This window comes from Promicromonospora alba (assembly GCF_042654905.1).
Lineage (GTDB): Bacteria > Actinomycetota > Actinomycetes > Actinomycetales > Cellulomonadaceae > Promicromonospora > Promicromonospora alba.
The window spans coordinates 651,178-663,050 of sequence record NZ_JBHSFI010000001.1; the positions used below are offsets into that span (position 1 = coordinate 651,178).

Below are 11,873 nucleotides of genomic sequence, written 5' to 3' on the forward strand. Positions count from 1 at the left end.
CCCGGGATGAGCGTCCGCCTCAAGCTCACCCTCAGCTATGCCGGGTTCCTCATGGTCACCGGCGTCCTGCTGCTCGCCGTCGTGTGGGTGTTCCTGCTGCGCTACGTTCCCGAGCAGACCTACACCCCCGGGAGCTCCGCGCCCGGCGGGCTCGGATCGACGTTCATCCCCAACCAGGGCGACCTGGCGCGCGCCTTCTTCCCCCGGGCGACGGCGGCGCTGGCGTTGCTGCTGGTGCTCGGGCTCCTGGGCGGGTGGGTCCTCGCCGGCCGCATGCTCAGCCCGCTGCGCCGCATCACCCACGCCGCCCGCCGCACGACCGGTTCGCTCCCCCACCCGATCCGGCTCGAGGGCCGCCAGGACGAGTTCCGCGAGCTGGCCGACACGTTCGACGCCATGCTGGCGCGGCTCGAGGCGCACATCGCCGAACAGCAGAGGTTCGCCGCCAACGCCTCCCACGAGCTGCGCACCCCGCTGGCGATCACCCAAACCCTTCTTGAGGTCGCCGGCAACGATCCGGCGCGCGACGCCGACGAGCTGATCGACCGCCTCCGGTACGTCAACACGCGGGCGATCGACCTGACGGAGGCGCTGCTCGTGCTCAGCCGCGCCGACCAGGGGTCCTTCACCCGGGAGCCCGTGGACCTGTCCCTCATCGCGGAGGAAGCCACGGAGACCCTCCTGCCCCTGGCGGAGAAGCACGGCCTCACCATCGAGACCTCCGGCGACGTCGCCCCAGCGCTCGGCTCGTACGCGCTCCTGCTGCAGCTGACCACCAACCTCGTCCACAACGCGATAGTCCACAACCTCCCCGGGCACGGGAGCGTCTGGGTCACCACCAGCGTCCGCGCCGGAACGGTGGCGCTCACCGTCGAGAACACCGGAGAGCAGCTCACACCGCAGCTGGTCTCGACCCTCGCCGAACCGTTCCAGCGCGGCACCGGACGAGTGCGCGGCGACCACGCGGGGGTCGGCCTCGGGCTGGCGATCGTCCGGAGCATCGCCACGGCGCACGGCGGCTCCCTCGCCCTCGCCGCCCGGGCGGACGGCGGGCTCCGGGTCAGGGTCCAGCTGCCCGTCATGCACGCATCGGGGGCCGCTTCGCGGGTGTGACCGTGCTTGTTGCCGTGCCCGTGCCGGCGCCCGTCTCAGCGCCCGTTCATGTGCCCGTCCATGTGCCCGTCCATGTGCCCGGTATATCGCGCGCATATCGAAAAACGGAGACGCCCTGGCAACGTCGTCCGCGATGGGCTGGGGACATGACTCGACAGGACCTCACCCAGCTCCCGCCGGCGCCGCTCCCGCCCGCGCAGCTGCCGCCCGCGCACGCGGGCGCCCCCGCCCGCCGTCGACCGGGTGTCCGCCGGACGCCGGCAGTGCTCATGGTGGCGGCAGTGCTGCTGGCCGCCCTCTTCGGCGTCTACCCGCTGCTCGACCGCGTCGACTCGCCGGTCGTCCAGGCGGTCGACGACGCGCTGGACCAGGGCAGCACCGCGTCCGGCCCGACCGGCGTGGAAGGCGGCGAGATACCCGACGGCGCGGCGACGCTCGACGACGACCTTCCCGCGATCACGGGCCTCGACCCGGCGCTCGCGGACGCCGTCCGCCAGGCCGCTGCCGACGCGGCGGCCGACGACATCGACTTCTGGATCACGAGCGGCTGGCGCAGCCCCGCCTACCAGCAGGAGCTGCTGGACGCGGCGGTCCGGAAGCACGGCAGCCTGGAGGCCGCCCGCCGCGAGGTCGCCACGCCCGAGGAGTCCAGGCACATCGGCGGCAAGGCCGTCGACATCGGCCCGACCGAGGCCGACTACTGGATGATCCAGCACAGCACCGACTACGGGCTGTGCCAGGTGTACGAGAACGAGATCTGGCACTACGAGCTGCTGACCGAGCCGGGCGGCACCTGCCCGCCGATGCTGAAGGACGCTGCGGGCTGACCGCTGCCTCCTGCTGAACCCGGTCAGTCGGCGCCGGCGGTGACCAGCCGACCAGCAGGCTCGGCCACGCCCGCCACCGCCTTCGTCCGCGACCGCCCCGAGGCGTCCTTGAGGACTATGTACTTCAGGTCGACGTGCGGTTCCAGGGCGCTGTACTTGTCGTTGGGCGCACCGATGATGAGCTGGAAGCCGAGCCCGCGCCAGGCGCCGACGGCCCGCCCCGTGAACCGCGCGTCGGCCTTGATGAGCGCCTCGTCGAGGAACACCGGCGCGTACCGCGGACGCTCCGCCCCGGCGTCGCCGAGCTGGTAGCGCAGGGCCGCGCCGACGATGAACGCGACGAGCTCCTGGGACTCGCCGCCCGACTTCTCGCCGATGCCGTCGTAGTGCGCCACGTGGTTGCCGTCCAGGTCGACCTTCTCGGCGCTGAGCCGCACGTGCCGCCGGACGTCGACGAGGTCGGCGAAGTCGGGCGCGTTCCGCCTGATCCGGTCGATCACCTTGGCCATCCGCAGGTACCGCCGCTCGCGCTCGGCGTCCGTCGCCTCGCGGGTCAGCGACTCGCGCAGGTTGCGCAGCTCCTTGCGGAACGCACCGACGACGCTGGACTGGTTGTCGCGCGCGTCGATCCGCAGGCGGTGCTCGTCGTCGGCGAAGGGGAGGTTCGCGAGGATGTCGTTGACCGGGCCGATCCGCTCCTTGATCTCGCGGACCGAGCCGGCCAGCGCGCGGTACAGGTCGGTGAGGTCGTTCCCGGACAGGCGCAGGAGGCTGTTGCGCCAGTCCGTCTCGAGCTCGTGGAGCCCGCTGGTCTCCAGGTCCGTCAGGATCCGGTCGTAGTCGCCGAAGGACTCCTCCGGGTCGGTCCCGAGGTTCGGGTCGTGCCAGCGCTCGTGGAAGTTCTCGAAGGTCCGGCGCAGCGCGTCCCGGGCCGTGCCGAGTGCGGTCTGCGCGGCCTCCCGGTCCGCCTTGAGCCGTTCGGTGGCCTGCCGCAGCGCGCCGTCGAACGCCTCGAGCGCCGCGGCGGCGGCCGCACCACCGCTCGTGGCGTCGAGGTCGGCGGCCCGGAACAGCGCGTCGAGGTACGCACCCTGCTCCGGCCCGACGGCGACCTCGGCCGCCTCGGCGTCGTCGAGCGCCTGCTGTGCGGCGTCGACGTCGTCGGTGACGGCCGTCCAGCGCGCCTCCAGCGCGTCGGCGCGCGCCGTCGTCTTGCCGAGGTCCTGGTTGAGGACGTCGATCTGCTTCTCGAGCGTGCCGGACTGGTCCCGCAGGCGCGTGATCTCGGGGTTGCCCGCGGTGACCTCGTGGATGACCTGCGTCCAGCGGGACCGTTCCTCCCGGACGGCGACGACGTCGACCTGGTCCCAGGTCAGGCCGCTGACCGTGCGGTACGCGGCGAGCTCGTCGTCGTGCCGGTTGAGGCGCGCGTCGGCGTCCGCCACGCGGCGTTCCGCCTCGGCGAGCCGTTCACGGGCCTGGCCGATGCGTTCGTCGAGGTCGGCCAGCGCGCGGCCGTTGGTGAAGCCCAGCACGTTGGACCTGAGGTTTCCGCCGTGCGCACCACGGTGGCCCTCGGACTGCTGACCCGACCGGGTGATCGCCATCTTGTGCTGCCCCAGCTGCCCCGGGGTGTCCACACAGACGTAGGCGAAGCGCTGCGCCAGCTCGTGCTTGAGCCAGCCGGCGAAGGGTCCGCCGCGGACGTCGAGGCGGCCGGGAAGGGTCCGCTTGTCGAGACCCAGCTCGTCGCGCATCCCGGTGGGCACGCCCTCGAACCGGATCCGGGTGGACGTCGGGACGGCGTCGATCGCCTTGCGGAAGGCCTGGATACGCGCCGAGTCGATGAGCATCTTGGTCGCGAAGCCGCCCAGCGCGAGGTTGAACGCCCCGCGCCAGGGCTCGAACTCGGTGCGGACCTCCAGCAGCTCGCCCACGAAGGGCAGGTCCTCGGGGGTCAGCCCGGCGGCCTCGGCCAGCGTGGCGCGCGCCCGGTGCAGGTGGTCGGGGATGTTGCCGCGCCGCTCGGCGGCCGCCGACCGTTCCGCCTCGAGCTCCGCCAGCTCGGCGCGCGCGGCGTTCCGCGCCGACATCGCCTCGCCGAACGCGTCGCGTGCGGCCTTCTTCGTGCCGACGTCGGCCAGGGTCGCCCCTGCGCGCGCCGCCACGGCCGAGAACTCGGCCTCCGAGCCCGCCTCCGCTTCCAGCACACCCAGGGCGTCGTCCAGCCGGCCGCGGGCGCGCTCGACCTCGGCGAGCCGCGAGTCGACGCCCTTCAGCTCGCGCTGCGCGGTAGCCAGCCGGTCGCCGCCCGACGCGCGGAGGGTCTCCAGCACGCCGTCCAGCTCGGACTTCGCCGCGGTGATCCGGACCCTGGTCTCCTCGGCCCGTCCCAGTGCCGCGCGGTGCTCGGTCTGGAGGTCGTGCTCGACGGCGCGCAGCAGGCCGAGCCGCCGTCCGTTGCGCCACAGCGCCGCGGGCGACGCGGCGTCGGCGAAGGAACCGATCTCGTCGATGACCCGCAGCCGCTCGACCGCACCCGCGATGGCCGCATGGTAGCCGCGGATCGGGGAGAGCGCGTTGACCTGCTGACGGGCCGTGATCATCTGCTCACGGGTGCCGGCGAGCTTGTCGAAGTGCTCGACCACCTCGTCCGCCTTGGCCAGGGTCTCGGGTTCTTCGAGGACCATCGCCTTGTAGAGGGCGTCGACGGTGGTGATCTGCTGGCCGGCCTGGATGCGGCCGAGCAGCGCCACCGCCTTGTTGCCGTCGCCGGACGCGCCGATGCCGAGCGTCGAGTGCAGGCGCGCCGTGAACTCGCGGTCGGTGTCGAAGCACGTCAGCCCGGCCGCGGTGACCTCCGGACGGGCGAGCCGCTGGGCGGCGGCCCGCTCCAGGCCGCGCAGGTCGAAGGCTCCGTCGCACGTGGCGCGCAGCGGGACCACCTCTTCGAGGGTGCGCGCGGCGGACGGGACGTACCAGGCGCGGACGGCGGTGAAGCTCGTGCCGGACTGGTCCACCCACGTCATCGCGATCGCCGACCACGTGTCCCGGCCGTCGCCCCGCAACACCCGCTGACGCGTGCCGTCGTCGGTCCGGGACTCGTCGATCTTGCCGCGCGCGTAGGACAGGATGTTGCGCTGGTCCTTGCCGCGCGGGCGCCCGACGACGCTGCCGTTGGACGCGCCGTTGAACGGCGTGGTGTGCGGCATGAGGAGCGCGATGTAGGCGTCCATGAGCGTCGACTTGCCGGAGCCGGAACCGCCGGAGAGCAGGGTCGCCGTCGCGGCCAGGCGCACCTGATGGTGACCGTCGTAGCCGCCCCAGTTGACCAGCTGGAGGTCGCGCGCGACCCACTGCTGCCCGGTCGACGCCGCCGGGATCATCCCGAACAGGGTGTCGATCATCGTCATCGCTGGTTCTCCTGGTTCTGCTGGTTCTGCTGGTTCTGCTGGTTCTGCTCGTTCTGCGTACGCAGCCACTCCCGGAGCTCGCCGAGCCGTTCGTTGCTGAGCACTATCTCGACCAGCGGCGTGACGCGGAACCGGCCCTCGGACTCCTCCTCGATGAGCCCTTCCTTCTCCAGCCGCCGGACGGCGGTGCGGATCTCCGTCTGCCGTGCGGCCAGGTTCTTGTCGTCGGGGTCGAAGAACGTCAGCACCGTCTGCTCGACCTCCTCGACGTCCACCCGGGCCGACGACTCCCCCGCACCCTGCTCCCGCTGGAAGACCGTGCGCAGGTGGACCAAGACCAGCGTCTCGGCGCGGGTGTACGGGTCGTCCTTCAGCAGGATCGGGACGTCCAGCTCGGCGGGACGGACCTGCTTCTTGTACGCGATCCCCCGGTCGTGGTCCACGACGAGGTGGATGAACAGGTCGTGCAGCCGGGACTCGATCAGCTGCTGGTTCTCCAGGAGGACCTTCCACTGGGCACGGTTGCGGTCCGCGACGAGGAACCTGCCCCGCAGCAGCCGCACCAGCACCCGGCGCACCGCGGCGTCCAGCGTCCCGGAGTCGCCGGCGAAGAGGCCTTCCGGATCCTCCTCCATCGGCACCGGCTCGATGAACCCGCCGTCGGACTCCGCCTGGCCGTCGGTCTCCGCCTGGCCGTCGGACAATGCCTCGCCGTCGGTCTCTGCGACGTGTTCCTCGACGGCGGTCTCACTCATGGGCGTAGTCCTTCGTACGTCGTTCGGTGTCCAGCTTGGTGTCCTGCATCGCGTCCTGCATCGTGTCCTGCATCGTGTCCTGCTCGGTATCGAGCTTCGTGCTCTGGTTCGTGCCCTGCTCGGCGTCCGGCCCCGTCCGCACCGTGACGCCGCCGAAGGCGAACCGCCGCCGGGTGCCGTCCGGCCGGATCGCCTCGACGACCGTCACCTGGTCGGTCTCGGTCATGCCCTGGTGGTCCGCGAGCTCCAGCAGGCCGAGCAGGTCCACCGGCCGCCGGATCGCCTCGGGTGCGGCGCTGAACACCTCGGCGAGGTCGGCGCGACCTACGCCGCCCTCAGTAGTGGCCCCGCCCGCGAACGAGGCCAGGTGCTCGCGCAGCTCGGCGTAGTGGGGTCCGCCCCACTCGCGGGCGCCGTCCTCCAGGTCGGTGTCCGCGCCGTCGTCCGGTGCCTGCAGCGGGACCGGGGGTTGCGGCGGGCTCAGGTCGCTCGTCGACTGGCGCAGGTGCGCGACGTCCGCCACCGGAAGCCTGCGCAACGGGTCCACCTCCTGGCCGCGGCGCGTCGTCGGCACCCACGCCTGGAAGCTGATCATGACCTCGCGCAGCAGCTCGTCGACCTGCCGGTCGCGCAGCGGGTCGTGGTTGCGCACCTGCGTGGTGATGACGTGGGACGCCTGGCGCTGAGCCTTGATGACCTCAGCGACACCCTGCTCGATCCGGCGCCCGACGTCGCGCAGCTCCGTGCGCTGCTGGTGCGGCAGCCGCCCCGTGAAGCGGTGGCGCAGCACCGTGTCGAGCTGGAGCGACAGCTCGTCGATCCGCTGCGGGTCGCCGATCAGCCGCAGCGCCCCGGCGAACGCCCGGCCCTCCGGCGTGGTCGTCATCACCTGCTCGCCGCGCTCCAGGTACTCGCGCAGCACGTCGCCCGAGGGCCGCTCGTCCTGGCGCAGCGCGGTCACCACGTCCCGCTGCATCGCCTTGATCGACTCCGCCACGCGCGCGAAGTCCGCCGGCAGCTCACGCACCAGGTGCAGGACGTTCTCCGCCTCCTCCAGCAGCTCCTCGTCGGCCACCTGGTCGACCTCCCCGCCCCGGTCGAGCCGCAGCAGCTCGGCCTGCAGCCGGTCTATCTGCGTCTGGAGACGAGCCATGCGGACCGCCACGTCGGGGTCGGCGTCCTGCGCCAGCCGCTCCACGGCGTCCAGGAGGGTCCGGACCCGTGACTCCGAGACCCGCGCCCGGGCACCGCCTGCCCGCCCGGCCACCTCGAGCGCGCCGACCGCATGCGCCGAGAGCTGGTAGACCTCGACGTCCCCGTCGACGATCTGGCGCTTCAGCCAGCCGACGTCGGACCACTGCCTGCACAGCTCCCGCGCGCTGCCGAGCGGGATGGCGCGCGTGCCGTCCGCATTGAGCTCGTAGCCCTGCGCCCGCAGCTGGTCGAGCGCGTCGCCGATCTCGGTGTGTGCCTCCGCGACCGGGACCGTCGGACGCTCGGGCGTGAACACCAGGGACAGCAGCGACACGACGAGCGGCGCGTACCTGCGGTGAAGCAGGTCGAGCATCGGCTCCTGGAAGGCCCGGAGCGCGCCAAGGTACGCACTCTCTGCACGAGTAATCATCGCCGGTCAGAGTACGTCGGACCGGTGACATTTACCGTCCCGCCATCCACAGGCCGTCGTCCGCGGTCGGCGGTCAGGACGAGGCGAGCCGCCGCCGCGCGCCGGGATCGGTGAGCGTCCCGACGTCGTCCACCCACTGCTCGACTCCCCCGCGGTGCGCCAGCGCCCGCACCTCCGGGTCCGTGACCACCGCGCGCAGCACCCCCGCGACGTCACGCAGCCCGGTGAAGGGCCTGTCATAGAAGGGCTCGCAGGCCGTCCCGTCCAGCGCGGGCAGGCCGACGACGCGCTGCCGCTCGTGCAGCACCTCGCACGCCGCGTGCAGGGCCGCTTCCCGCTCCTGCCAGGTCGCCGCCGCGAGCGCCCCCGCCAAGGGTCCGCCGGCCGACGGCGCGACGGGCAGCCGCGTGAACAGCGTCCCCGCCCACTTGGGGTAGGGCGGCCAGCGCCGCTCCAGCAGGAAGCCGAGCCGGACGAGGGCCGTGACCAGCCGCGCCGCGATGAGCCGCGAGCCGAGGTCGTCGCCGCGCTGCCCGGTGCGGCCCACGAACGGCAGCTCCTGCGCGATCCGCGTCCAGTCCGCCGCCAGGACGTGCAGCCACACGTCGTAGGGGTACCAGGCCAGCCGGTCACGCAGCGCGGTGATCTCGCCGGACGTGTCCTCGAACACCGGCCCGGCGGTGACCTCCAGCACCGACTGGCCGGTGAGCGACAGCCAGTCGGTGATGCGCAGCGCGCTCGTCTCGCGGCCGCCTTCGTCTCCGATCTCTCCGCCGGCGAGGTCGAGGCCGGTGCGCGACCGCACGAACTGCGCCGGTGCCGCGATCTCGATCCGGTGCCGGACGGTCATGTCCGAGGTGAGCGGGAAGGCCGTCGGCGATCCGCGGTAGGACGCCGGGAGCGACGCGGCCAGCACCCGGTCGGCCTCGTCGATCCGGTCGGCCGGGACCAGCAGGGTCAGCCGCAGCCCCCAGTCGTGGTCACGGGACGTCTCGTCGTCGAGCCCCAGCACGTCCGAGCCGGTGCCGAGCCGCCCGGCCGCGCGCGGCACATCGGGCAGCTTGCGGTCGAGGATCGGTCGGACGACGTCGGCCCAGTAGGCGCGGGCTAGCTCGATCCCAGACATGCCGCCAACCTAGGAGCAGACCCGGGAGCGGTCCAGGTGAATCCGCCGACGGACGAGGTTCAGCAGACCTGCCTCCGGCTCAGCGCACGTTCGCGGTGACCACCCGCGCCGTCAGGCAGGTCCAGCCGCCGACGTAGATGCGGTCGCCGTCGGACAGCCAGCGCCGCTCCTCCGACCGCAGCGGTTCCGCCGGGACGGGTTCGCCGCGCGGGGCGACGTACGTTCCGTTGGCCGAGCCGAGGTCGATCACGCTCCAGCCGCCGTCGACCCAGCTGATCTCGCAGTGCCTGCGGGACACGCCGGTGTCCTCGCACACGATGTCCGGCACGACGCCGCGGCTGCGCGACGCCCGGCCGACCACGAGGCGCGCTCCGGTCAGCGGCACGACGGCGGCGGTGGGTGTGGCCGGTCCCACGACGTCCTCCAGCAGCTGGTCGGCGGACCACTCGAAGTCGGACCGGATCTCGACGGCCCACGCGCTGGGCTCGCTCTCCGCCCGCTGCGGCCGGACGACCGGAAGCACGACGCGCGGCATGGTGATGGAGTCGTCCAGCCAGTCCGAGGCACCGATCCGGACCGCCAGCAGGGGTACGTGCTCCCGGACGACGGCTGGGTGCACGGCCAGCATCCTGGCCAGGCTCAGCGCGCCGTCGAGCGGCAGCCCGGCGCTCGGCTGCACGCGCACGTCGGCGCGCTTCTCCAGGAGCTGCTGAAGCACCATCGACCGGAACGACGGCGCGTGCATCAGGAGCTTTCCCGTGGTCACCGCGACCGGCTCGACGCCGGGGTGGCTCAGCACCGCGCACAGCCCGTCCGCCAGGGACCGGGCCGCCTCGTCGAGGATCTCGCGGCAGGCCACGTCGCCGCGGCTCGCCGCCTGGATGACCTGCGGCGCGAACCCGGCGAACAGGGAGACGTCGTGGACCGTCGTCCACTGCTCGCGCCGGCCGAAGTGCTTCTCGGCGGACTGGACCAGGCCGGGTGACGCACCCATCTTGCGGCCGTCCATCGCCCGGGCCGCGGCGTCGAGCCCGCGCCGGCCGATCCAGGCGCCGCCGCCGTTGTCGCCCACGTGCGGCCCCATGCCGTCCGCGAGGTGCCACCTGCCGACGTCGTCGCAGGCCACGGCCACGGCGCCGGTCCCGACGGCGAGCGTCGCACCGGGTCCGGGGCCGAGGGCGCCGAGGTGAGCCGTGACCGCATCGCTCGACACCGCTGTCGAGTCGGTGCGCAGCTCCTCGGCCAGGATGTCGTGCACGCGGTTCGGGTCCAGGCTCCCCGACTGCGTCTGCGACCGGAACCCCCGCATCCCGACGGCGGCTGCCGCGACCCGGGGCCGCCCGCCGAACTCGGCCGCGAAGTCGCGGCAGAGGCCCCGCACCACGTCGGGCACCGTCGAGCGCCCGTTCACGATGGTCGCGGGCGGGCCCGTGAGCTCGTAGACCCCGCCGGGCCGTCCGTTGTCGACCCGCAGGCGCGACCCCGTCCCGCCGATGTCCACACCAGCTACCCCGGCGTCTGCTCCGGGGATCTCAGCTCTATGTTGTTGTCCAGTGACCATCGGCACCGGGTCATAGTGCCTCGATATCACCCGGTCCGCTATGCGTGGAGTGTCATACGCGCAGCGAGCGGACCAGGGTAGGGACAGGCCTGGCGGTCCTGTCACCCGAGCCGCTCAGGCCGCCGGGTCGAGCACCACCTTCACGCAGCCGTCGTCCTTGCGCTGGAACATGGCGTAGGCCTCGGCGGCGCGTTCCAGCGGCCAGCGGTGCGTCCGCAGGTCAAGGACACCGAGCGGGTCGGCGGGGTCGGACACGAGCCGCAGCAGCTCGTCGGTCCAGCGCCGGACGTTCGCCTGTCCCTGCCGGATCGTCACCTGCTTGTCGAACAGCCGCAGCATCGGCAGCGGGTCCCGCACGCCGCCGTACACGCCGGAGAGGGAGATGACGCCGCCCCTGCGCACCAGGTCGATGGCCGCGTACAGCGCGGCGAGCCGGTCCGTGCCCGCACGCTGCATCAGCGGCTTGCTGACGGCGTCCGGCAGGAAGCCCACGGCCTTCTGCATGGTCTCGGCGACCGGCGAGCCGTGCGCCTCCATGCCGACGGCGTCGATCACCGAGTCGGGACCGCGTCCCTCGGTGAGGTCGCGGACGGCGGCCAGGACGTCGTCGCGCTCGGAGTCGAGGACCGTGACGCCGTGCCTGGCCGCCATGGCCAGCCGCTCCGGCACCAGGTCGACGCCGACGACGAGCCCGGCGCCGCGGTGAGCGGCCACGCGGGCGGCCATCTGGCCGATCGGTCCGAGGCCGAGCACGACCACCGACCCGCCGTCGGGCACCTGTGCGTACTCGACGGCCTGCCACGCCGTGGGGAGCACGTCCGAGAGGTACAGGTACCGCTCGTCGGGCGCGCCGTCGTCCGGCACGACGACGGGACCGTACTGGGCTTGCGGCACCCTCAGGTACTCCGCCTGGCCGCCCGGCACCTGCCCGTAGAGCTTGGTGTAGCCGAAGAGCGCCGCCCCGCTGTCCTCAGCGGTGACCTGCGTGGTCTCGCACTGGGACTGCAGGCCGTGCGTGCACATCCAGCACTGCCCGCAGGCGATCCCGAACGGCACCACCACGCGATCGCCGACACGGAGGTTCCCCGCCAGCGGGCCGACCTCCTCGACGACGCCCATCGCCTCGTGCCCGAGCACGTCACCGGAGTCGAGGAACACGCCCAGCACGCTGTACAGGTGCAGGTCGGACCCGCAGATGGCCGTCGAGGTCACGCGCACTATCGCATCGTTCGGCTCCTCGATCCGCGGGTCGGGAACCGTCTCGACGCTGACGTGCTCCCGGCCCTGCCAGGTGAGTGCTCTCATCGTCCGCTCCTCGGTCGGTGTCGTGGATTCCGGCCCATCCACGCTGACACCGGCCGCCCCCACCCGCATCTCACACGCTGAGTGCTGGGTATCTGTCGATCTGAGGGGTCAGACTCGACAAATACCCAGCACTCAACGGGGTGGTCGGG

Annotated in this window: 8 protein-coding genes; 2 read left to right on the forward strand and 6 right to left on the reverse strand. The window is 72.7% G+C overall.

Annotated elements, in window-relative coordinates; translation table 11 throughout:
- Nucleotides 1-6 precede the first annotated feature (6 nt).
- Complete coding sequence (locus ACFO6V_RS03070; RefSeq protein ID WP_377132149.1) at nt 7-1,113, forward strand: sensor histidine kinase; 1,107 nt, start codon at nt 7-9, stop codon at nt 1,111-1,113.
- A gap of 146 nt (nt 1,114-1,259) precedes the next feature.
- The gene (locus tag ACFO6V_RS03075) at nt 1,260-1,940 is read left to right on the forward strand and encodes a M15 family metallopeptidase (RefSeq protein WP_377132056.1); all 681 of its coding nucleotides are present in this window, start codon (nt 1,260-1,262) and stop codon (nt 1,938-1,940) included.
- 23 nt (nt 1,941-1,963) lie between these two features.
- Here ACFO6V_RS03075 and ACFO6V_RS03080 read toward each other — a convergent pair whose 3' ends face one another.
- From ACFO6V_RS03080 to ACFO6V_RS03105, 6 genes are all read right to left on the reverse strand, one after another.
- Nucleotides 1,964-5,353, reverse strand: coding sequence for an ATP-binding protein (locus tag ACFO6V_RS03080; protein ID WP_377132058.1), 3,390 nt, complete (start codon nt 5,351-5,353; stop codon nt 1,964-1,966).
- Entirely contained in the window at nt 5,350-6,108 is a 759-nt protein-coding gene (locus ACFO6V_RS03085; RefSeq protein WP_377132060.1) for a DUF4194 domain-containing protein, read from the reverse strand. Before ACFO6V_RS03085 ends, ACFO6V_RS03080 begins: the two co-directional genes overlap by 4 nt.
- A complete protein-coding gene (locus ACFO6V_RS03090; protein ID WP_377132062.1) occupies nt 6,101-7,732 on the reverse strand; it encodes a DUF3375 domain-containing protein in 1,632 nt (543 codons plus the stop codon). Before ACFO6V_RS03090 ends, ACFO6V_RS03085 begins: the two co-directional genes overlap by 8 nt.
- A 73-nt stretch (nt 7,733-7,805) precedes the next feature.
- On the reverse strand, nt 7,806-8,858 hold the full coding sequence (locus ACFO6V_RS03095) for a DUF4037 domain-containing protein (RefSeq protein ID WP_377132064.1): 1,053 nt from the start codon (nt 8,856-8,858) through the stop codon (nt 7,806-7,808).
- A 79-nt stretch (nt 8,859-8,937) separates the two neighbouring features.
- Entirely contained in the window at nt 8,938-10,359 is a 1,422-nt protein-coding gene (locus ACFO6V_RS03100) for a BadF/BadG/BcrA/BcrD ATPase family protein (protein WP_377132066.1), read from the reverse strand.
- Nucleotides 10,360-10,533: 174 nt separating this feature from the next.
- Nucleotides 10,534-11,724 (reverse strand): zinc-dependent alcohol dehydrogenase, encoded by a 1,191-nt coding sequence (locus ACFO6V_RS03105; RefSeq protein WP_377132068.1) that lies wholly within the window; start codon nt 11,722-11,724, stop codon nt 10,534-10,536.
- Nucleotides 11,725-11,873: the final 149 nt, after the last annotated feature.